Here is a 21,436-nt window from a genome sequence, read left to right as displayed (position 1 = left end):
AGCTTGACAAGCACAGGCGGCCGGGCGGAGGGGTGAACACCCCGCCCGGACCGCACTGGAGTTCTACCAGCTTTTTCCCGTTCGGTCGGGGAGATCGGTGTGAACGGTGTCTCTCTCTAGAATGAATCGACCGTGTTCATCGTTTTGGGGAGCCGCCGCCGTGACCATTCAGCCCGTTCGCCTCTTCGGCGATCCCATCCTGCGATCACGTGCGGCGGAGGTCACCGAATTCGATCGTGAGCTGCGGCAGTTGGTCACCGACCTGACCGAGACCATGCACGATGACGGCGGGGTCGGGATGGCCGCGCCGCAGATCGGCGTCGGGCTGCGGGTTTTCGTCTACGACACCGAGGACGCCAGGGGGCATCTGATCAATCCGACCTACGAGGTAGTGGGGGCGGAGGAGCAGGTCGGGCCCGAGGGCTGCCTGTCGATCCCCGGGCTGCGCTATGACACGCGCCGAGCGCTGCGGGTGCGGGCCGCCGGTGTCGATGTGAACGGTAAGCCGGTGGAATTCGCGGCCGAGGGCCTGCTGGCCCGCTGCGTACAGCACGAGACCGATCATTTGGACGGTGTGCTGTTCATCGATCGTCTCGATCCCGCGCAGCGCAAGGAGGCGATGCGCACCATTCGCGAATCCGATTGGTTCAGCGCGGGTATCACCGTGCGCAGTTCGCGTGCGCTCGGCTCGACCGAGGCCGGACCGTTCGGACGGGGTCGCTGATGCGCATTGTCTTCGCGGGCACACCGGAACCGGCGGTCCCGTCGCTGCAGCGTTTCATCGATTCGGAGCGGCACGAGGTGCTCGCCGTGCTGACCCGCCCCGATGCCATCGCGGGGCGCGGACGCAAGGTGCAGCGGTCGCCGGTCGGGCGGCTCGCCGATGAGCACGGCATTCCCGTGCTGACGCCGCGGCGCCCGGCCGAGCCCGAATTCATCGAGCAGCTCACCGAACTGGCGCCCGACTGCTGTCCGGTCGTGGCCTACGGTGCGCTGCTGCCGCAGCAGGTGCTCGATATTCCGCGCTTCGGCTGGATCAACCTGCACTTCTCGCTGCTGCCCGCATGGCGCGGCGCGGCTCCGGTGCAGGCGGCGATCGATGCGGGCGACGAGATCACCGGCGCGTCCACGTTCCAGATCGAGGCGGGCCTGGACACCGGCCCGGTCTTCGGCGTGGTGACCGAGAAGGTCGCGGTGACCGATACCGCGGGCGCGCTGCTCGACCGGCTCGCGAGTACCGGGGCGGTGCTGCTGGAGAAGACGCTGGACGGCGTGGAAGACGGGACGCTGCAAGCGGTTCCACAAGCGCATGACGGAGTTTCCTACGCACCCAAGTTGCCGGTCGAGGCCGGGCATATCCGCTGGGATCAGCCCGCGCTGGCGATCAACCGCCGCATTCGCTCGGTTACTCCCGCACCCGGTGCCTGGACCGAGGTGAACGGCACTCGCCTGAAGGTCGGTCCCGTCGAGATGGTCGAGGAAGTCCTGCCGGAACGGACGATCGAGGTCCGCAAGTCCGGCGTCTTCGTCGGCACCGCAACCACCGCGGTCCGCCTCGATCAGGTTCAGCCGCAAGGCAAACGCATGATGTCGGCCCTCGACTGGGCCCGCGGTGCGCGCCTGCAGGCCGGCGCGGTGGTCGAGTGACCACGCCGAATCGCAAGTCCGCCGTCGACGCTGGTTGGCTCGCCCGCGCGACGTCAGCGAAAAGTGGTGCACAACAGAAGAATGCGCAGTCCATACGGCGCGACGACGAAGCCCGGCCGTGGCGCACCGACCAGCTCCGCGGCGATGCGCCGCGGACCCAATCAGAGCGGCGGAATATGACCGATCAGCGCAAGTCCGCATCACCGGGGGACGGTTCGTCGCGGCATAAAGGTTCGACTTCGGCGCAGGGCAAAGACGCGGTGCGAGGTGGATGGCAGGGCGGTACCGCGCGGGTCGATCGGGAAGGTACCGCTGCCGGACAAGGGGATCGGGCGAAGCGCGGTGATGCGTCGAAACGATCCGCACAGGGGAATGACAGCCCCCGGAACACCGAAGCGAGGCAGTCCGGCGGTGTCCGCCGCGGGGCCTCGTCGGCCCCGGCAGGACGGCGCGGGAGTTCGGCGGCCTCGCCAGACCAGAGTGCGCACTCGCGGGACAGCGCTGCGGGATCCGGCGGGCAGCGACGGGGTAATCGCTCGGATGCTGCGAAGTCCGGTTCGGCGGGAGGAATCCAAGGGCGGCCGGGGAAGCGGTCTGCGGGCAGTGATGAGCGACGGTCGAATCGTGCGGGGAGTTCGGCCGCGACCGCAGGTGGTACTTCGGATCGGCGTGCAGATGCGCCGAAAGGTCGTCCTGGGCGGCAAAAGGATTCGGTAGCACACGGCGATCCGGTGCGGCTGGTGGCGCGGGATGTGTTGCGGGCGGTGCGGGAGCGGGACGCTTACGCGAATCTGGTGCTGCCAGGGCTGCTGCGCGACCGGCGGATTTCGGGGCGGGATGCGGCGTTGGCGACTGAACTGACCTACGGGGCCTGCCGTTCGCTCGGACTGCTGGATGCGGTGATCGCGGCGGGTGCTGGGCGGCCGGTTGCGGAGATCGATGGGCCGCTGCTGGATGTGCTGCGGCTCGGGGTGTATCAGTTGCTGCGCACCCGGATCGGGGCGCATGCGGCGGTGGATACCTCGGTGGCATTGGCCCGCACGGAGTTCGGTGCGGGTAAAGCGGGTTTCGTCAATGCGGTGCTGCGGCGGGCGGGGGAGAAGTCCGTCGACGAGTGGGTGAATGAACTCGCGCCGCGAGATCCGGTGGGCCGGTTGGCATTCGAATTCGCGCATCCGGTGTGGATCGCGCAGGCATTCGCGGACGCGCTCGGCGCGCGGGCCGGGGAGCTGCGGGACGTGCTGGCAGCCGACGATGCTCGTCCGATCGTGCACCTGGTGGCTCGTCCCGGCGATATCACCGCCGAGGAGCTGGCCCTGGTGACGGGCGGCGAAGAGGGTAGGTGGTCGCCGTACGCGGTCTACCTCGACGGCGGCGGCGATCCCGGCAAGCTGGAGCCGGTCCGCGAAGGCATGGCGGCAGTACAGGACGAGGGCAGTCAACTCGTCGCACTCGCGCTGACCCGAGCGGAACTGGAAGGTCCGGACAACGGCCGCTGGCTCGACCTGTGCGCCGGACCCGGTGGCAAGGCGGCACTGCTCGGCGCGATCGCCGCAATCGACGGTCATCGCGTCGACGCGGTCGAACCTGCAGAACATCGCGCCGAACTCGTCCGCAAGACCGTCCGCGACCTACCCGTCGACGTGCACGTCGCCGACGGCCGCAACAGCGGCCTCACTCCTGGCTACGACCGCATCCTCGTCGACGCACCGTGCACCGGTCTCGGCGCACTGCGTCGCCGCCCGGAGGCCCGCTGGCGGCGCACGCCCGCCGACGTCGCCGAACTGGTCGTCCTGCAACGCGAACTCCTCGCCGCCGCATGGGATCTCCTGCGCCCCGGCGGCGTAGTCCTCTACTCGACCTGCTCCCCACACCTGCTGGAGACGGTCGCTGTTGTCGCCGACGCCGCCCGCCGCACCGGCGGTGTCCAACTCGACACCCGCGACCTCCTCCCCGGCGTCACCGATATCGGCGACGGCCCAGGCGTCCAACTCTGGCCGCACCGCCACGGCACCGACGCCATGTTCCTGGCCGCCTTGCGTAAGCCTCTGGAGTAGCACCTGATCGGAGGCGCGACCAGCGGCCTGCGGCATTCGGCTCGGCAATAGAGCGGCGACGGGTCGCAAGTTCGTGCCAGGTGCGGCACGTGATCCGCACCGCCGGGTGGCGACGCCATGTTCGTGGCCGTGCTGCGTAAGCCTGTCGAGTAGCACCTGATCCGAGGCACCTCTGGGCTCGCTGCATCGCCGCACGCGTGCCGCATCAACATCGGCGGGCCTTGCATCGCTCGGCCTGGAAAGACCATAGAAGGTCCACCCTCGGAGGCGACATTCGTCCAAGTCGTAGCTGAGTCGGCGGCGCAGACTGATCGCATGGCGATGACATGGGAGCAGGTGGTGGCGCTGGCGATCGCACTGCCCGAGGTGGCGGAATCGACGTGGTGGCGCAGTCCCGCGCTGAAGGTGAGCGGTAAGGGGTTCGCGCGGTTGCGGTCGGAGGCCGAGGGTGGACTCGTGCTGCTGTGCGAGATGGCGGAGAAGGAGGCCATGCTCACCTCCGGTGACCCGGCCTTCTACACCACCCCGCACTATGACGGATATCCCTACATCCTCATCGACCTCGACCGGATCGAGCCCGATCAACTCCGCGAGCTGCTCGACGCCGCCTGGTGGTTGTCGGCGCCCGCGAAACTCCGCAAACAGCGGGCACGCTGACTCTGCTCAGTCGCGGGCCGACTGTTCGCGCAGGCGGGCAAGGGTTTTCGCGAGAATGCGCGAGACGTGCATCTGTGAGATACCCATGCGCTGGGCGATCTGGGTCTGCGTCATCGATTCGAAGAACCGCATGGTGAGGATGCGGCGTTCGCGTTCCGGGAGTCCGGCCAGCAGCGGACGGATCGCGACATACTCCTCGACCCGGTCGAATTGAGATTCCTCCTCGCCGAGAGTGTCCAGCAGCGATGCCTCGGTATCGCGCCCGAGTGAGGCGGCATCGATGGAGCTCGGCTGATAGGCGTTGCCCGCGATGACGGCTTGGGTCACCTCGTCGGGATCCACATCGAGTTCGGCCGCAATCTCTTTCGCGGTCGGGGAGCGGCCGAGGGATTGCGAGAGCGCGTCGATGGCCGCGCCGATGCGCAGATGGGTCTCCTTCACCCGTCTCGGTACCCGCATGGCCCAGGTGTTGTCGCGGAAATAGCGACGCACCTCACCCATGATCGTCGGCACCGCGAAGGACAGGAAGTTCGAGCCGCGCGAAATATCGAAACGGTCCACCGCGTGCACCAGACCGACCCGCGCCACCTGCGTGAGATCGTCGAACGGCTCACCGCGCCCACTGAATTTGCGGGCGATGTGATCCGCGAGCGGAATGCACCGGCCGATCAGCTCGGCACGCAGTGCGGTATGCCGCGCGGTACCCGGTGTACTGGCGGCGAGCTGCTCGAAAAGCGCGCCGACATCGTCGTACCCCGCGCCGGACGCCTTGAGGGTTTCGACTTCCTCGGCGGCCTCTTCGGTCAGCACGGGTTCGGCCTCGTCGTCTCGCGCGGCGTCGGACACGGTGTTCTCGTCCGCCACTACGCTTTCCCCCGGACCCGACGGAACTCCACCGTCGTCGGATATCCGGATGCGGCCGAGTCGAATGGGTCCTGTGTCGCTTGTACTTCATCTGTGAGGGTGCGCAGCACATGCCAGCCGAAGCTGCGCTGATCCGGCAGCCCCTCCGTCCCGGCGAGGCCGGTGACCTTGACGAGCAATTCGGTGTCACCCACGGTGAACCGGCAGTGCAGGCTGGTCGCCGGTGCTGCGACCGCGATCAGCGTCGAGCACACCTCGTCCACGGCCAGCCGGATGTCGGCCACCTCGTCGAGGGTGAAATCGCTGAGCAGCACCAGTGTTTCGGCGAGCCCGCGCACGATCGGCAGCTGCGTCACCGACGCAGCCACCCGAATCTCCACCGGGGTGCTGTAGAGCCCCTGTTCCGCCGAAATGTTGATCACCCTATGCAGGCTACCCACTCCCGGCCGGAGCAACCCTAGGTACCGGTAAGCTCCCGCGATGTGTCCTCTTCGACGTTTACGCGCCCGACCACGCCGATGATCGCCCCGTCCATCCTCTCCGCCGACTTCGCACGCCTCGCGGATGAGGCGAATGCAGTGCATGGCGCGGATTGGTTGCATGTCGATGTGATGGACGCACACTTCGTGCCGAATCTCACTCTCGGACTCCCGGTGGTCGAAAGCCTGTTGAAGGCCACCGATATTCCGCTCGACTGCCATCTGATGATCGACGATCCGGCGCGCTGGGCTCCGCCCTACGCGGAGGCGGGTGCGTACAACGTCACCTTCCATGCCGAGGCGACCGACGATCCGATCGCGGTCGCGCGCGATATTCGCGCGGCCGGCGCCAAGGCCGGTCTTTCGGTGAAGCCGAATACGCCGATCGAGCCGTATCTGGAAATCCTGCGCGACTTCGACACACTGCTGGTGATGAGCGTGGAGCCGGGCTTCGGTGGCCAGTCGTTCATCACGCATGTGCTGGAAAAGGCGCGCATCGTGCGTCGACTGGTGGACGCGGGCGAACTGCGGTTGATCGTGGAAATCGACGGTGGCATCAATGCCGATACGATCGAGGCCGCAGCGGAGGCGGGCATCGATTGTTTCGTCGCCGGATCCGCGGTCTACAACACCACCGATCCGGGTGCGGCCGTGGAAAAGCTGCGGCAGCAGGCTGCGGCGCTGCGCAACTCCTAGGTCGCGAATCTCCTAGCGGGCAGGCACTTTCCGGCTGCCGATGGCGCGCGTCGCCTCGATCACCGCGCCGAGCGGTGGCAGGGTCGTCGCGTTCTCCGGCGGCTGGATCCAAGTGCGATAGCCGGTTCGCTCGTCATCCGGTGAGGGCAGCACGACCTGGCTCCCGGTGCAGGCGACGGTCGCGTAGAGCCGGAACAGCTCCGCGGAGATGGCCGCGCTGAGGGTATCGGGCCGGGTGGGGCCGGTGATGAAGGTCCAGCGCCTGGCTCGCGGATGGTGCACCACCGGTGCCGGGATCTGCGCCTGGGTGAGCTGCTGCTGCACCTGTTCGCCCAGCTCTGCGGGCATCGTTATAGCGCCGTAATGGGTGCCGATATGGAGCAGGATGCGGCGTGACGTCGGGTCGATCGATGCCGGCATATGGAATTCGCGCCGATACTGCACACAGCGAACTTCCAGCGTCGAATCGACAAGAGTGGTCACGCAGCACCCCCATTGGTGTCGAACCTGATTTGACCCACTGCTGTCTCTGGCTTCCTCGAGTGGTGGATTTCCCTGGGTCGAACTCGCCGGACCGCGTCGGACCGGGTTGAACCGTTCCGCACTGCACTGCTCGGGTCGAAGTTGAACGATAGGAATCAACAACATAACAATCTTGCGACCGTTTTCGGCCCCGCGCAAGGTTTTGGTGTAATCGTGTCTCCGCTGGGTATTAAGAACCGTTCGACACTATGCGCCACAGATAAAATCCATTCGTGTGGTTCCGGAAATAGGAATAAATAATTGTCGTCGCCGGAGAAACGACGATATTTCCGCACGGATGCGTACTATTTCGCTTCGAAAAATAACTGCCGCTGGTTCGGTGCCGCTCGCGCTGCCCTGCGGTCCGCTTCCCGGGGGACTTGCCGAACCGCGGTATCGACCGACCGCTGGTTGGAACCGCGATGTCGTCTACGACCCGGCGTCGTTAGGCTGAGGTGAGATCGGCGTACCGGCGGGAATAGTCGCCGGATCCCGGCTGTTCGGCAACCGTAGAAACGACGCGACAGGGAGTCAAGGCATGTTCACAGGCATCGTCGAGGAACTCGGCGAGATCGTCGCCACCGAAGAGCTGGCCGATGCCGCTCGGCTGACGATCCGGGGCAAGCTGGTCACTTCCGATGCCGGACACGGTGATTCGATCGCCGTCAATGGCGTCTGTCTGACCGTTGTCGACGTGGTCGACGGCGATTCGTTCACCGTGGACGTGATGAAGGAGACGCTGAACCGCTCCAGCATCGGCGGACTCGGCACGGGTTCGCGGGTGAATCTCGAGCGCGCGGCCGCGCTGAACAGCAGGCTCGGCGGCCATCTGGTGCAGGGCCACGTCGACGGCACCGGCACCGTGCTCGCGCGCACGCCCTCGGAGAACTGGGAGGTCGTGCGGATCTCGCTGCCCGATGCGATCGCCCGCTATGTAGTGGAGAAGGGGTCGATCACCGTCGACGGCATCTCACTGACCGTCTCGGGTCTCGGCATCGCCGACGTGCCCGCCGCGGACGGAAACCGCGACTGGTTCGAGGTCTCGCTGATCCCGACCACCCTGTCCATGACGAACCTCGGTGCTGCCGCCGTCGGCACCAAGGTGAACCTGGAAGTCGATGTCATCGCCAAATACGTCGAACGCCTCCAGCAGCGCGGCTGATCCGGCCGGGCGGCGGCGACTCGCGATCGACGCCGTACTGTATGGGGGCACCTATTTCGAGATGGAGCACAACAGACGTGACCAGGTTCGACACCATCGAGCGCGCAGTCGCCGATATCGCTGCCGGTAAGGCGGTTGTCGTCGTCGACGACGAGGACCGCGAGAACGAGGGCGACCTCATCTTCGCGGCGGAAAAGGCGACCCCCGAGCTGGTCGCCTTCATGATTCGCTACACCTCGGGTTATATCTGTGTGCCGCTCACGGGTGAGGACTGCGATCGGCTCGGCCTGCCGCCGATGTACGCGCAGAACCAGGACAAGCACGGCACCGCCTACACCGTTTCGGTCGATGCCAGGGAGGGCATCACCACCGGTATCTCCGGCGCCGACCGTGCCACCACCATGCGACTACTCGCCGATCCGAACGCCAAGGCCGACGATCTGACCCGGCCAGGTCACGTGGTTCCGTTGCGCGCCAAGGAGGGCGGCGTGCTGCGCCGTCCCGGGCACACCGAGGCCGCGGTCGATCTGTCGCGGATGGCCGGATTGCAGCCGGCCGGTGTCATCTGCGAGATCGTCAGCCAGAAGGACGAGGGCCATATGGCCCGCACCGAGGAACTGCGCGTCTTCGCCGACGAGCACAACTTGGCGCTGATCTCCATCGCGGAAATGATCGCCTGGCGGCGCAAGCACGAGAAGCAGGTCATTCGGGTCGCCGAGGCCAGGATCCCCACAGCGCACGGCGAATTCAAGGCCGTCGGCTATCAGAGCATTTACGACGATGTCGAACATGTCGCGCTGGTCCGCGGCGATATCGATGACGGCGACGATGTGCTGGTGCGGGTGCATTCCGAATGCCTCACCGGTGACGTCTTCGGTTCGCTGCGCTGCGACTGCGGTCCGCAGCTGGACGCCGCACTGGAGATGGTGGCCCAGGAGGGCCGCGGTGTCGTGCTCTACATGCGCGGACACGAGGGTCGCGGCATCGGGCTGATGCACAAGTTGCAGGCCTACCAGCTGCAGGATTCGGGGCACGACACCGTCGACGCGAATTTGGAGCTCGGTCTGCCCGCCGACGCACGCGACTACGGCACCGGCGCACAGATCCTGGTGGATCTCGGGATTCGGTCGATGCGCCTGCTCACCAACAATCCGGCCAAGCGCGTCGGACTGGACGGGTACGGGCTGAAGATCACCGAGCGGGTGCCGATGCCGTTGCGCGCCAACGCCGAGAACCTGCGGTACCTGCGCACCAAGCGGGACCGGATGGGTCACGACCTGATCGGGCTGGACGAACTCGATCTCGGCGAGACCGCCCAGTGATTTCTCACCTCGACGCAGCCTGGAAAGGACACCGATGAGCGAGCGCAGCGAGCGAACCATGTCACAGCGTGCTTCGCGCATGCCGGAGTTGAGCGCCAGCGAGGCGCAGGCATGAGTGGCACTGGCGTACCCAGCTTCGAGCTGTCGGATGCCAAGGATCTGAAGCTCGGCATCGTCGCCTCGCGCTGGCACACCCAGATCTGCGACACGCTGGTCGCGAATGCCGAGCAGGTGGCCAAGGATGCGGGCGTCGAGCACATCACCGTGGTCCGGTGCGCGGGTGCGATGGAACTTCCGGTGGTCGCTCAGGAATTGGCCCGCTCACATGACGCGGTGGTCGCGCTCGGTGTGGTGATCCGCGGTGGCACACCGCATTTCGAATACGTCTGTGATGCGGTGACCGCCGGTCTTACGCGGGTGTCGCTCGATGCGGGTACGCCCGTGGCCAACGGTGTACTGACCACCAATAACGAGGCGGAGGCGCTGGACAGGGCCGGATTGCCGGGCTCCGCCGAGAACAAGGGCGAACAGGCCGCTGCGGCAGCGCTCGATGCCGCGCTGACGCTGCGCGCGCTGCGGCCGTAGACCATGCCGGTCGTTCGCATCTGGCGTAGAGGCCCGGCAGCGGCTGCCGAATCGGGCTCCGGCGAGTGGGAGCTCGAGGTGCGGCCGCATCGCGCGGTGCGGACCGCATGGACCGTGGCGGTGCTGCTCGTCGCTGGTTTCACTGCGGGCGGCATCCTGTTGCGCCACGGTTCGACCGGTGTGAACTTCCGCCTCGCGGACCAATTCGCGATGATCGGTATCGGCGTGCTCGGTGCGGCGGCGGTACTCCTGCTGACCCGGCCGCGCGTCCGTGTCGGCAAGCGCGGCATCTCGGTGCGGAACATCCTGGGGGACACCGAATTCCCCTGGGAATACATTCGCGGCGTCTCCTTCCCGGACCGAAAGTCCTGGGCCCGCCTCGAGCTCGTCGACGACGACTACGTCCCCCTCATGGCAATCCGCTCCAACGATAAGCAACGCGCCGTCGAGGCCTTGGACAAGCTGCGCGCACTCGGTGCGAAATACACCACCGCCGAGGAGTAGTCGGCAGCCGGATGTCAGCGTGTCGCCGAGGCATTCGCTGATGATCCGCTCATGACCTCCTTCCGGCCGAAATGCGTTTCGCCGTCGAAATGTGTTACCGCTGTTCTGGGATTCATGCAGGGCGAGCTGGCGCTCGACGACGGCCGGGTGCTCTATCCGATGCCGCAGACCGGATAGAGCAACCGCAGGTCAGCGGGTGTCGCCGAGGACGGCGCCTTCGCGTCTGGGATCCGCGCCGCCGATCCAGCCTTCGGCACCGTCGCGTTGCAGTGCGCTGAGGCCGCTGGATTGGGGAGCGACCGAGACCTGGTGGCCGAGTTCGCGCAGGCGTAGGACCAGTGGGTCGTGATCGCCGTTGTCGGTCGCGTTGATGGCGGGATGTTCGCCGCCAACGCCGGTCGCCGGACTGTTTCCGGCGCCGAACGCGACCGCGGAGACCGCCTGCTGCGGGTCCAGGCCCCAATCCAGCACGCCGACAAGGGCTTTCACAACGAACTGGATGATCACCGAACCGCCGGGAGAGCCGGCGACCTGGGTCAGATCGCCACGTGAGCCGTCGGCATTGTGGTCGAAGACCAGGGTCGGGCTCATCGAGCTGCGGGGCCGCTTACCTGGCTGCACACGATTGGCGACGGGGGCGCCGTCGGTGCCGAGCGGATCGGCGGAGAAGTCGGTGAGCTGGTTGTTCAGCACGAATCCGTCGACGAGATGGAATGACCCGAAGGCCGATTCGACCGTGGTGGTCATCGAGGCGGCATTGCCGTACTTATCGACGACCGAGATATGGCTGGTGCCGTGCTCGGGCGGCTGCGGACCGACACCGAGTGGCACCGGGCCGAAATCGCCCGGCTGCGCGGTGCCCATGCTGTGGCCGGGATCGATGAGACCGGCGCGCTGCTTCAGATAGTCCCTGTTCAGCAGGGTCTGCGGTGAATTACCCGGCAGCGGAATGAAATCCGTATCGGCGACGTACTTGTTCCGGTCGGCATAGGCGAGCCGCTCGGCCTCCGAGATCAGATGCACCGCTTCGGCCTTCGGCTTGCCGCCGTTGCGGTCGATATTGTCCGGCTTCAGCGCGGACAGATCGAAGTTCTCCAGAATGCCGAGGGTGGCCGCGACAGTGATGCCGCCCGAGGACGGGCTCGGCATACCGCAGATCTCGTGCGTGCGGTAGGTCGTGCAGAGCGCGGTCCGCTTCTTGGCCTGATATCCGGCGAGGTCGTTGGCGGTGATGAGGCTCGGGGTTCGCCCGCCAGCGGTGGATCCGGCCGCATCGACGATGTCGTGGGCGACAGCGCCGGTGTAGAACGCATTCGCGCCGTCGGTGGCAATGGCGTTCAACGTCTTCGACATTGCCGGGTTGGTCAGTACGGTGTCGGCCCGTTTCGGGGTGCCGTCCGGATTGAGGAAGTAGGCCTTCGCGGACTCGTCCACCGCGAGATCCTTGGCGGATTCGGCGATCTGACCGGCCAGGCGCGGACTGATCGGGAAGCCGCGATCGGCCAGTCCGATGGCCGGATCGAACAGGTCCCGCCAAGCGGTCTTGCCGTGGTCGCGATGCGCCAGTTCCAGCATGCGCAAGACGCCTGGCACGCCGATCGAGCGTCCACTCGCACGGGCACTCGGCTTCGGCTCGGTGCGATCGGTATCGCTGACCCAGCGCAGATAGTTCTCGGTCGCCGCCCCGGGGGCGATCTCCCGACCGTCGTATGCTTCGACGCTCTTGCTGGCCGCGTCGTAATAGAGCATGAACGAGCCACCGCCGATGCCGGAGGCCTGCGGCTCCACCAACCCGAGCACCATCTGCGCCGCGATGAGTGCATCCGCGGCCGTGCCGCCGTTGCTCAGCACCTCGCAGGCGGCTCTGGTGGAGACCGGGTTGGCCGTCGACACTGCGTAGGTCTTGGTGCGCACCGCCGTCATATCGGACCGGTAGCCGGTCGCGATCTCGGGATTGGTGCTCAGATCCTTGGTCGCGCCTGGAGCCGCACCCGCTGAGGTCGCGACCACCGGGGTCCCGTTCGGCGTCGCACTACACGCCGCGTTCGCCGGTGTGTCGTCGGATGAACATCCGCTGACAACGCCGACGATGAGCGTGAGCGCCGCCGCGGCGCTGACCCAGGTTCTTCGCGTGCCACTCATGGACGGCACTGTATCGCCGATCGCCGAGCGTCGCGGCAAATCCGGCGCTGTGGGCTCCCAGTACTGGTAAGTTCAGCGAAAATGGTTAGCGGGCAATTGCATTGAGCGCCCATTCGGACGCGATTTCAGTGAAATCGCGGAGGAATAGGCGCTGAGGCCAATTCCGCTCGCCCCCAATGACAACCGTCGTCATCGGTAGGCTGTCCCAGTGGCGATCGAGGCAGTTCTCTTCGACTTCTCCGGCACGCTGTTCCGGCTGGAACCCGATGAAACCTGGGCCGATATGGCCGGGGCCGATGGCAAACCCCTGGACCGGTCGCAGCAGGACGCGATCCTGGATCGGATGACGAGGCCGGTCGGTGACGGTGCGGTCTTCGACGCCGAGGGGCGGCTCGCATGGGAGCGGCGAGATCTGGATCCGGCCATGCATCGCACGGCCTACCGCGAGGTGATGCGACAAGCCGGGGTACCGACACCGGCGCTGGTCGCGCGACTCTACGACTGGATGCTCGACCCGCTCGCGTGGACGCCGTATCCGGACACCGGTGCCGTGCTGAAAACCTTGGCGGCACAGGGCATCCCGGTCGCCGTCGTCAGCAATATCGCCTTCGATATCCGTCCGGCGTTCGCCGCCAACGGTTGGGATCGGCTCGTCGCCGCGCACACGCTGTCGTTCGAAGTCGGTGCGGTGAAGCCGGATCCGCGGATCTTCCTGGCCGCGGTGGAACAGCTCGGTGTGCGTCCCGAGTCGGCGCTCATGGTCGGCGACAGTGCCGAGGCCGATGGCGGCGCGGTCGCGGCGGGCTGCGGTTTCGCGCTGGTCGATCCATTGCCGACGGTGGAGCGTGCCGAAGGTCTGCTCGAGGTATTGCGGCGGCACGAACTGGCCTAGCGCCCAGTATGTGATCTGCGACACACTCTGCTGGTCCTGAATGTCGATGTCCTCGAACTGAATTAGCTTGCTGTGACGCCCACCACATCGCGGTGCGCAAGCTCGACGGGGAGTGGCCATGGATGATGCCGAGGCATATTTCGAATCGTCGGTCGTGCGGACGGCGCGGCCGGTCGACCTGCCCGAATCGGTCCGCGAGGCCAGAGAGGCCGCATTGGGACTTGCGGGCTTCGGCCTCGCATATCCGGTTGTGATGGGTCTGATCGCCGGGGACGAGGCGGCCGGCTCCGCGGCACTGCAATTCGGCTGCAGTTGGGTGCTCGGTCTCGCGGTCCTGGTCCTCGGCCGTGGGCCGCGGGTGCGTCGCGTCGCGATCGTTTCGGTCATGCTGCAGTCCGTCGCGGTACTGCGGATTCACGTCGAGGCTGTCCCGGACTCGGCCCGGCTGGTCGTCGTCTTCTTCACGCTGGGCGCGTCGGCGACGATCCTGTACCAGCTTTCGCGACCGGAAGCCAAGGCGTGGTTCGACAACCGGGTCGCCGACGCCGAGTGGTGAACAGCTCGGATCAGGCGGGTTGTACGGATGGCTCGGCTGTCGGGAGATCGGACTGTGCTGATCGCGTGTAGCGCTGAGCGAGCACGGTGCAGGTCAATAGCTGGATCTGGTGGAAGACCATGAGCGGCAACACGATCAAACCGACCTGATGTCCCGCGAACAGGACCGAGGCCATAGGGAGACCGGTGGCCAAGCTCTTCTTCGAACCGCAGAATACGGTGACGATCTGATCGGGGCGGGCGAAGCCGAGGAGGCGACTGCCGACGGTGGTAATCGTCAGGACTACCGCGAGAATGCCTGCGCAAACCGCGACGATCGCCAGAAGCGCCCGCGGCGAGATGCCGCTCCAGATGTGTTCCACCATGCCCGCGCTGAAGGCGGCATAGACGACGAGGTAGACCGAGCCACGATCGACGGCCTTGGTCACCGTGGCATGCCGCAGCAGCCAGGTCATCCTGGGGCGCAAGAGCTGGCCCGCCAGGAACGGCAGCAGCAACTGAACGACGATCGCGAGGATCGCGGTAGGGGAGACGGTCGCATTGCCGGTGGTGTCCATCAGCAGCATGACCAGTAACGGGGTCGCGAAGACGCCGATCAGATTCGACAGCGAGGCACTGACCACCGCGCCCGCCACATTCCCGCGGGCAATCGAGGTGAAGGCGATCGATGACTGCACGGTCGACGGCACCAGACACAGGAACAGCACGCCGGTGTAGAGATCGTCGGTCAGCACCGATGGCACCAGCACATGCAACGCCAGCCCGATCAGCGGGAAGATCAGATACGTCACCGCCAGCACCGTCGAATGCAACCGCCAATGCCGCAACCCGGCGAGCGCCTCACGAGGCTCGAGCCGGGCGCCATAGAGCAGGAACAGCACACCGATCGCGATCTTGGTTATCCAGTCGAGCGCATCGGCCGCGACGCCCCGCGCGGGCAACAGCGCGGCCACCGCGACGCTGGCCAGGATGCCGAGCATGAACGCATCGATCCGGAGTTTGGCGAGGAACTTCACCGGTCGACCGTACGACTCGGCCAATTGAACGCGAAAGGCGTTCAGAACGATATCTGTAAACGCAAATAGTGATAATTGGGGGTGTGTTCGAACCCGAACTGCTACGCACCTTCCTTGCCGTCGAGCGCGCGGGCGGATTCACCGCCGCCGGTCGCATCCTCGGCCTGCGCCAGTCCACCATCAGCGGCCACATCGCCCGATTGGAGAAGGCCGCGGGTCGCGAATTGTTCCGCCGCGATACCCGCAATCTCGCGCTGACCGCCGACGGTGCGGCCATGGTCGGCTTCGCCCGGACCATCCTCGACGCGCAGGGCCAGGCCGAGCGCTACTTCTCCGACTCCACCCTCACCGGCCTGATCCGGCTGGGCGCTTCCGATGATGTGATGGCCCGCGAACTCCCCGACGTACTCCTGGAATTCCAGCGCACCCATCCGGGGGTCGACCTGGAACTCACCGTCGGCCTGAGTGAAAACCTCAAAACCCGCATGGAGACCGGTGAACTCGACCTGGTCGTCGGCAAACGCCTGCCCGGTGAACGGCACGGCGAACTGCTCTGGCGCGACCGCCTGGTGTGGGCGGGCCGTTCGGTCACAACGGAATTCGACGATCCGGTCCCGCTGGTGACCTATCCGCCGCCCAGCCTCACCCGCCGCATCGCATTGCAGGCGCTCGAACGCGACGCCCGCACCTGGCGCGTGACCTGTACGAGCGACAGCCAGCTCGGCTTGCGCGCTGCGGTCCTCGCCGGTCTCGGCGTCATCGTGCATGCCGAAACCCTGATCCCGGACGGTCTGCGCGTGCTCGCCGACCCGCGGCTTCCGGTGCTCGGCGACCTCGAATTCGTGCTGATCCGGCGGCGTACGACCCTGTCCGCGCCGGAGCAGGCGCTGTGCGACGCGATCGTCGCCAGTGCCCGCCGCTTCGGCTGAGCCGCGCCCGTGCGGATGTGTCGGAGCCGGTCGATAGGCTTGGATTCGTGGCAGATCCCGCGACCTACCGGCCGAAGCCGGGCACGATTCCCGTTGAACCCGGTGTCTACAAATTCCGGGACGCGCACGGGCGTGTGATCTATGTCGGCAAGGCGAAGAGCCTGCGCAGCAGGTTGAATTCGTACTTCGCCGATGTGGCGTCGCTGCATCCGCGGACCAAGCAGATGGTCACGACGGCGGCAGGCGTCGAATGGACCGTGGTCTCCACCGAGGTGGAAGCCCTTCAACTGGAATACAACTGGATCAAGGAGTTCGATCCGCGATTCAACGTGCGGTACCGGGACGACAAGTCCTATCCGGTGCTGGCGGTCACCTTGAACGAGGAGTACCCGCGGCTGTTCGTCTATCGCGGCGCGCGCAAGAAGGGGGTGCGGTACTTCGGGCCGTACGCGCACGCCTGGGCCATTCGGGAGACCTTGGATCTGCTGCTGCGGGTCTTCCCCGCGCGCACCTGCTCCAACGGAGTCTTCAAGCGGCACAACCAGATCGGGCGGCCGTGCCTGCTCGGCTATATCGACAAATGCTCGGCCCCGTGCATCGGCCGCGTCGATGCCGACGAGCATCGCCGGATCGTCGAGGACTTCTGCGACTTCCTGGCCGGACGCACCGATCGGATGGTGCGCGACTTGGAGCGCCGGATGCACGACGCCGCCGAGGACCTGGACTTCGAAACCGCCGCCCGGCTGCGCGACGACGTCCAAGCGCTGCGCCGGGCACTGGAGAAGCAGGCCGTCGTCCTCGGCACCGGCACCGACGCCGATGTGGTCGCCTTCGCCATCGATGAGCTCGAGGTGGCGGTCCAGATCTTCCACGTCCGCGACGGCCGGGTGCGTGGTCAGCGCGGCTGGGTGGTCGACAAATCGGGCGACGCCATCGACGGCCAGGAGGCCGGTGGCGAAGTCGCCGCACTGGTCGAGCAGTTCCTCACCCAGTTCTACGGCGAGCAGGCAGCACAGGCAGAACAGGGCGAGGGCGAGCAGGGCGAGGCCGAACAACCGGCCACCGCGGTGCCGCGCGAGGTGCTGGTGCCGGAACTGCCCGCTGATGCCGAACAGGTGGAGGAATGGCTGAGCAAACTGCGCGGCTCGGCGGTGCGGCTACGGGTGCCGCAGCGCGGTGACAAGAAGGCGCTCGCCGAAACCGTGCAGCGCAATGCGATGGAGGCGCTGGCCCAGCACAAACTCAAGCGCGCCGGCGATCTGACCTCGAGATCCGCTGCACTGCAAGACATTCAAGATGCCCTCGATCTCGACAGCGCGCCGCTACGAATCGAGTGTGTGGATATCAGCCACGTGCAGGGCACCGATGTGGTGGCGTCGCTGGTGGTGTTCGAGGACGGCCTGCCGCGCAAGTCCGAGTATCGCCACTACACGATCAAAGAGGCCGCGGGCGAGGGCCGCTCCGACGATGTCGGCAGCATCGCGGAGGTGACCAGACGGCGGTTCTATCGTCTGCGCCGCGAACGCGACGAGCTGGCGGCCGAGGAACTGACCTCCGGCCAGGAGAACGGACACGCCGCCGACGACCTCGCACTGACTTCACGCCCCGGCATCGACCCACGCACCGGCCGCCCGCGCAAATTCGCCTACCCGCCCAATCTCTATGTGGTCGACGGCGGCGCGCCCCAGGTCGCGGCCGCCGCGGAGGTCCTCGACGAACTCGGCATCACCGATGTCGCGGTGATCGGCCTGGCCAAACGGCTGGAGGAGGTGTGGGTGCCGGGGGAGAGCGATCCGGTGATCATGCCGCGCAACAGTGAGTCGCTGTATCTGCTGCAACGGGTGCGCGACGAGGCGCACCGCTTCGCCATCACCTTCCACCGCAGCAAACGCTCCCGCCGGATGACCGCCTCCGCACTGGACTCGGTGCGCGGCCTCGGCGAGTCCCGCCGGACCGCGCTCGTCACCCATTTCGGGTCGGTTGCCAAACTGAAGGAGGCCACGGTCGAGCAGATCACCGAGGTGCCCGGCATCGGTGTGGCGACCGCGAGGGCCGTTTTGGCCGCTTTGCGGGAGGAATAAGACACCTACGTTGTGTGTCTGCGCCCGATACCGGAACCGGTGCGGGATGATCGACACGCACCCTGACACAGATCCGGTAGGACATGACACGCGTCGAATCGAACAACAGTGCGGGCAGCCCGCGGTCGACCGCTGGGCGGACCGGCCCCGCGGGCACCCTCGGCGCACCTGTCGAACGCGGCGACGGCAACCCAGGGCAGCCAAAGGTCGAGGTGGTCATCGTGACCGGCCTATCCGGCGCGGGTCGCGGTACCGCGGCTCGTGTACTCGAGGATCTGGGCTGGTATGTCACCGATAATCTGCCACCCGAGCTGATCGGGCGGATGGTCGAACTCGGCGCCTCCGCCGAACCGCCGATTCGCAGGCTCGCGCTGGTCATGGATGTGCGCAGCCGTTTCTTCACCGGCGATCTCTCGGCCGTCACCGATCAGCTGCGGTCCGCGGGCGTGCCGACCAGGATCCTGTTCCTGGAGGCCTCCGATGACGTGCTGATCCGGCGCTTCGGCTTCGCGCGCCGACGCCACCCGCTGCAGAGCGAAAGCGCTGACGGTACGCTCTCGGCGGGCATCGCAGCCGAACGGATCCGCCTCTCCGCCGTGAAAACGGCGGCCGACCTGGTGATCGACACGACCGAACTCTCGATCCACCAGTTGCACCGCAAGCTGGAAGAGGCCTACGGCGGCGGCGCGCCCACCGCACTGCAGTTGACGGTGCAGTCGTTCGGATTCAAGTACGGGGTTCCACTCGATGCGGACATGGTGTTGGATGTGCGTTTTCTACCCAATCCGCATTGGATACCGGAACTTCGGGAACATTCGGGACAGGAGACAGTGGTCAGCGAGTATGTATTGTCGCGTCCCGGCGCGGCTGATTACTTGAGCACCTGCCACCATCTGGTCGACCTGACGACGAATGGTTACCGCCAAGAGGGGAAGCGATACATGACGGTGGCAGTGGGCTGCACCGGAGGTAAACACCGCAGCGTGGCGATAGCCGAGGCGCTCGGCGAACTGATCGGCTCGGCGGTGTTCGATTCACTGCAGGGAGAGAAATCCGGCCCGGCCGATGTCGTGCGGGTCGTGCATCGGGATCTGGGGCGCGAATGACGGGGTGGGAATCGGATCCCGCCATAGTTGCACTCGGTGGCGGGCACGGGCTGTATGCGACGCTCACCGCGGTGCGGCGGCTGACCAGAAAGATCAGCGCGGTGGTGACCGTCGCCGACGACGGCGGATCATCGGGCCGACTGCGCGCCGAACTCGGTGTGCCGCCGCCCGGCGATCTGCGCATGGCCCTGGCCGCGCTCGCCGCGGACGGCGACGATGTGTGGACGCGCACCGTACAGCACCGCTTCGGTGGCACCGGCGCGCTGGCCGGACATTCGGTCGGCAATCTGATCCTCGCGGGACTGACCGAGGTGCTCGGCGATCCGGTCGCCGCGCTCGACGAGGTCGCCAAGATGTTGCGAATCACCGGCCGGGTGCTGCCGATGTCGCCCATCGCCCTCGATATCGAGGCGGATGTTTCTGGGCTGGAAGCGGATCCGCGGGTGAGCCGCTGCATCCGCGGCCAGGTCGCCATCGCGACGACACCTGGCAAGGTGCGGCGGGTGCGGCTGATTCCGTCCGATCCGCCTGCCAGTCCGGAGGCAACCTCGGCCATCGAACACGCCGATGTCGTTGTGCTGGGCCCAGGTTCCTGGTTCACCAGCGTAATTCCGCATGTGCTGGTGCCCGAATTGCGTGACGCGCTGGTCTATACCAGAGCACGCAAGGTCTTGGTGCTGAATCTGGCCGCGGAGCCCGGAGAAACGGCGGGTTTCTCCGCGGAACGCCATCTACATGTATTGTCCCAGCACGCACCGGAATTCGTGGTCGACGAGGTACTGGTCGATTCCGGGTCGGTGCCTGAGGGTCGCGAAAGAGAACATGTGGCCAGGGCTGCCGAACAATTGCGGGCGCGAGTAACCTTCTCCGATGTCGCCGAAGCGGGAACCGACCGGCATCACCCCGGAAAGCTTGCCGCCGCACTGGATCAGCTGATCCGGCAACCTCGGCCACATATGGCAGGGCTTCGAGTCGAGGGACGGCACATGGGTCAGGATGTGCGTTCCGGGTTGGGTGGAAAGGAGCGCGTCTCGTGGCGATGACAGCCGAAGTGAAGGACGAGCTGAGCAGGCTCACGGTCTCGCAGGTGAGTTCTCGCAAAGCGGAATTGTCTGCGCTGCTGCGGTTTGCGGGCGGCCTGCACATCGTCGGCGGGCGGGTGATCGTCGAGGCCGAGGTGGATATGGGTTCCATCGCGCGTCGGCTACGGCGTGAGATCTTCGAGCTGTACGGCTACGGCTCCGATGTGCACGTGCTCGGCGCGGGCGGTCTGCGCAAGACCTCGCGCTATGTGGTACGGGTGTCCAAGGAGGGCGAGGCGCTGGCCAGACAGACCGGTCTGCTCGATGTGCGCGGCCGTCCGGTGCGCGGTCTGCCCGCACAGGTGGTCGGCGGCAGCATCGGCGATGCCGAAGCCGCTTGGCGCGGAGCGTTTCTCGCGCACGGCTCGCTCACCGAACCTGGTCGCTCCTCGGCGCTCGAAGTCAGCTGCCCCGGTCCGGAGGCCGCGCTGGCACTCGTCGGCGCGGCGCGGCGGCTCGGCATCACCGCGAAGGCGCGTGAGGTGCGCGGCACCGATCGGGTCGTGGTGCGCGACGGCGAGGCCATCGGCGCACTGCTGACCCGGATGGGCGCGCAGGACACCCGGATCGTCTGGGAAGAGCGCAGGCTGCGTCGCGAGGTGCGTGCTACCGCGAACCGTCTGGCCAATTTCGACGACGCCAACCTGCGCCGATCGGCCCGTGCCGCGGTCGCCGCGGCCGCGAGAGTCGAACGCGCACTGGAGATTCTGGGCGATGAGGTGCCCGACCATTTGGCCGCGGCGGGCAAGCTGCGAGTGCAGCACCGCCAGGCGTCCCTGGAGGAGCTGGGCCAGCTCGCCGATCCGCCGATGACCAAAGACGCTGTGGCAGGCCGGATTCGGCGGCTGCTGTCGATGGCGGACCGCCGGGCCAAGGAGTTGGGCGTACCCGATACCGAATCGGCCGTCACCGCCGAACTGCTCGACGAAGCGTGAGCCGAATCGCCGCCCCACGGGGCGGCGATTCGCTTTTCCGAGGCCGGGCTTGTCCACCCGGCTTACGGTCCGAAGCCCGCCGTGGCAGCGCCTGCCGGCCCGCTCGGAATGCAGGTGGCCGCAGTGGGGCACTGGATTCCATGGTGAGCCGAGACAAGGACACGGACGGCGGATTTGTGCACCGAAACCACATCCGCGGGCGT

The 21,436-nt window shown here is 66.6% G+C and carries 22 protein-coding genes; 17 read left to right on the top strand and 5 right to left on the bottom strand.

All coding sequences use genetic code 11. The features are described from left to right. Nucleotides 1–160: 160 nt before the first annotated feature. The 4 genes from def (at nt 161) to ACZ60G_RS07160 (ending at nt 4,361) form a co-directional block, all read left to right on the top strand. Nucleotides 161–724: a peptide deformylase gene (def, locus tag ACZ60G_RS07175; RefSeq protein WP_040692128.1), complete on the top strand. Its 564-nt coding sequence runs from the start codon at nt 161–163 to the stop codon at nt 722–724. Continuing rightward, the gene (gene fmt / locus ACZ60G_RS07170; protein WP_465808036.1) at nt 724–1,647 is read left to right on the top strand and encodes a methionyl-tRNA formyltransferase; all 924 of its coding nucleotides are present in this window, start codon (nt 724–726) and stop codon (nt 1,645–1,647) included. The genes def and fmt overlap by 1 nt, the downstream gene beginning before the upstream one ends. A gap of 569 nt (nt 1,648–2,216) precedes the next feature. After that, a complete protein-coding gene (locus ACZ60G_RS07165; protein WP_465808389.1) occupies nt 2,217–3,704 on the top strand; it encodes an RsmB/NOP family class I SAM-dependent RNA methyltransferase in 1,488 nt (495 codons plus the stop codon). 315 nt (nt 3,705–4,019) lie between these two features. Then, nucleotides 4,020–4,361, top strand: a complete 342-nt coding sequence (locus ACZ60G_RS07160) for an MmcQ/YjbR family DNA-binding protein (RefSeq protein WP_465808034.1) — start codon at nt 4,020–4,022, stop codon at nt 4,359–4,361. 6 nt (nt 4,362–4,367) lie between these two features. On the opposite strand, the gene ACZ60G_RS07155 is transcribed toward ACZ60G_RS07160, so the two are convergent. Together ACZ60G_RS07155 and ACZ60G_RS07150 are read right to left on the bottom strand one after the other, a co-directional pair. Further along, nucleotides 4,368–5,171, bottom strand: coding sequence for an RNA polymerase sigma factor SigF (locus ACZ60G_RS07155; protein ID WP_465808387.1), 804 nt, complete (start codon nt 5,169–5,171; stop codon nt 4,368–4,370). A 53-nt stretch (nt 5,172–5,224) separates the two neighbouring features. Next, nucleotides 5,225–5,647, bottom strand: a complete 423-nt coding sequence (locus ACZ60G_RS07150) for an ATP-binding protein (RefSeq protein WP_040692115.1) — start codon at nt 5,645–5,647, stop codon at nt 5,225–5,227. Nucleotides 5,648–5,743: 96 nt separating this feature from the next. Here ACZ60G_RS07150 and rpe point away from each other — a divergent pair, with 96 nt between their 5' ends. Next, a complete protein-coding gene (gene rpe, locus ACZ60G_RS07145; RefSeq protein WP_465808385.1) occupies nt 5,744–6,400 on the top strand; it encodes a ribulose-phosphate 3-epimerase in 657 nt (218 codons plus the stop codon). Nucleotides 6,401–6,412: 12 nt separating this feature from the next. Here the strand turns inward: rpe and ACZ60G_RS07140 are convergent, their stop codons facing one another. Continuing rightward, on the bottom strand, nt 6,413–6,883 hold the full coding sequence (locus ACZ60G_RS07140; protein WP_465808032.1) for a hypothetical protein: 471 nt from the start codon (nt 6,881–6,883) through the stop codon (nt 6,413–6,415). A 577-nt stretch (nt 6,884–7,460) separates the two neighbouring features. Between ACZ60G_RS07140 and ACZ60G_RS07135 the strand changes: the two genes are divergently transcribed. The 5 genes from ACZ60G_RS07135 (at nt 7,461) to ACZ60G_RS07115 (ending at nt 10,672) form a co-directional block, all read left to right on the top strand. Beyond that, complete coding sequence (locus ACZ60G_RS07135) at nt 7,461–8,084, top strand: riboflavin synthase (RefSeq protein ID WP_465808030.1); 624 nt, start codon at nt 7,461–7,463, stop codon at nt 8,082–8,084. A 77-nt stretch (nt 8,085–8,161) separates the two neighbouring features. After that, on the top strand, nt 8,162–9,406 hold the full coding sequence (locus ACZ60G_RS07130) for a bifunctional 3,4-dihydroxy-2-butanone-4-phosphate synthase/GTP cyclohydrolase II (RefSeq protein ID WP_465808028.1): 1,245 nt from the start codon (nt 8,162–8,164) through the stop codon (nt 9,404–9,406). 111 nt (nt 9,407–9,517) lie between these two features. Continuing rightward, nucleotides 9,518–9,991, top strand: a complete 474-nt coding sequence (ribH, locus tag ACZ60G_RS07125; RefSeq protein ID WP_063043207.1) for a 6,7-dimethyl-8-ribityllumazine synthase — start codon at nt 9,518–9,520, stop codon at nt 9,989–9,991. A gap of 3 nt (nt 9,992–9,994) precedes the next feature. Next, nucleotides 9,995–10,495, top strand: a complete 501-nt coding sequence (locus tag ACZ60G_RS07120) for a PH domain-containing protein (protein WP_465808026.1) — start codon at nt 9,995–9,997, stop codon at nt 10,493–10,495. A 51-nt stretch (nt 10,496–10,546) separates the two neighbouring features. Next, nucleotides 10,547–10,672 (top strand): hypothetical protein, encoded by a 126-nt coding sequence (locus tag ACZ60G_RS07115; protein WP_465808024.1) that lies wholly within the window; start codon nt 10,547–10,549, stop codon nt 10,670–10,672. 12 nt (nt 10,673–10,684) lie between these two features. On the opposite strand, the gene ACZ60G_RS07110 is transcribed toward ACZ60G_RS07115, so the two are convergent. Then, a complete protein-coding gene (locus ACZ60G_RS07110; RefSeq protein ID WP_465808022.1) occupies nt 10,685–12,637 on the bottom strand; it encodes a gamma-glutamyltransferase family protein in 1,953 nt (650 codons plus the stop codon). A 208-nt stretch (nt 12,638–12,845) separates the two neighbouring features. Here ACZ60G_RS07110 and ACZ60G_RS07105 point away from each other — a divergent pair, with 208 nt between their 5' ends. Beyond that, nucleotides 12,846–13,529, top strand: coding sequence for an HAD family hydrolase (locus ACZ60G_RS07105; RefSeq protein WP_465808020.1), 684 nt, complete (start codon nt 12,846–12,848; stop codon nt 13,527–13,529). Between the two features lie 118 nt (nt 13,530–13,647). Continuing rightward, nucleotides 13,648–14,085 carry a hypothetical protein gene (locus tag ACZ60G_RS07100; protein WP_465808018.1) on the top strand — a complete coding sequence of 146 codons (438 nt, stop codon included), beginning with the start codon at nt 13,648–13,650 and terminating at the stop codon, nt 14,083–14,085. Between the two features lie 10 nt (nt 14,086–14,095). Here ACZ60G_RS07100 and ACZ60G_RS07095 read toward each other — a convergent pair whose 3' ends face one another. Continuing rightward, nucleotides 14,096–15,100: a bile acid:sodium symporter family protein gene (locus tag ACZ60G_RS07095; protein ID WP_465808016.1), complete on the bottom strand. Its 1,005-nt coding sequence runs from the start codon at nt 15,098–15,100 to the stop codon at nt 14,096–14,098. An 83-nt stretch (nt 15,101–15,183) separates the two neighbouring features. Between ACZ60G_RS07095 and ACZ60G_RS07090 the strand changes: the two genes are divergently transcribed. The 5 genes from ACZ60G_RS07090 (at nt 15,184) to whiA (ending at nt 21,233) form a co-directional block, all read left to right on the top strand. Continuing rightward, nucleotides 15,184–16,029, top strand: coding sequence for a LysR family transcriptional regulator (locus ACZ60G_RS07090; protein WP_465808014.1), 846 nt, complete (start codon nt 15,184–15,186; stop codon nt 16,027–16,029). Nucleotides 16,030–16,076: 47 nt separating this feature from the next. Beyond that, nucleotides 16,077–18,110 (top strand): excinuclease ABC subunit UvrC, encoded by a 2,034-nt coding sequence (gene uvrC, locus ACZ60G_RS07085; protein WP_465808013.1) that lies wholly within the window; start codon nt 16,077–16,079, stop codon nt 18,108–18,110. A gap of 83 nt (nt 18,111–18,193) precedes the next feature. Continuing rightward, on the top strand, nt 18,194–19,216 hold the full coding sequence (gene rapZ, locus ACZ60G_RS07080; protein WP_465808011.1) for an RNase adapter RapZ: 1,023 nt from the start codon (nt 18,194–18,196) through the stop codon (nt 19,214–19,216). Further along, nucleotides 19,213–20,259: a gluconeogenesis factor YvcK family protein gene (locus ACZ60G_RS07075; RefSeq protein WP_063043214.1), complete on the top strand. Its 1,047-nt coding sequence runs from the start codon at nt 19,213–19,215 to the stop codon at nt 20,257–20,259. Before rapZ ends, ACZ60G_RS07075 begins: the two co-directional genes overlap by 4 nt. Then, entirely contained in the window at nt 20,250–21,233 is a 984-nt protein-coding gene (gene whiA, locus ACZ60G_RS07070) for a DNA-binding protein WhiA (RefSeq protein ID WP_040692075.1), read from the top strand. Before ACZ60G_RS07075 ends, whiA begins: the two co-directional genes overlap by 10 nt. Nucleotides 21,234–21,436 lie beyond the last annotated feature (203 nt).

This window comes from Nocardia sp. NPDC102475 (genome assembly GCF_055584605.1).
The sequence above is the reverse complement of the archived record's forward strand: the minus strand, read 5'-3'. Positions and strand labels throughout refer to the sequence as shown.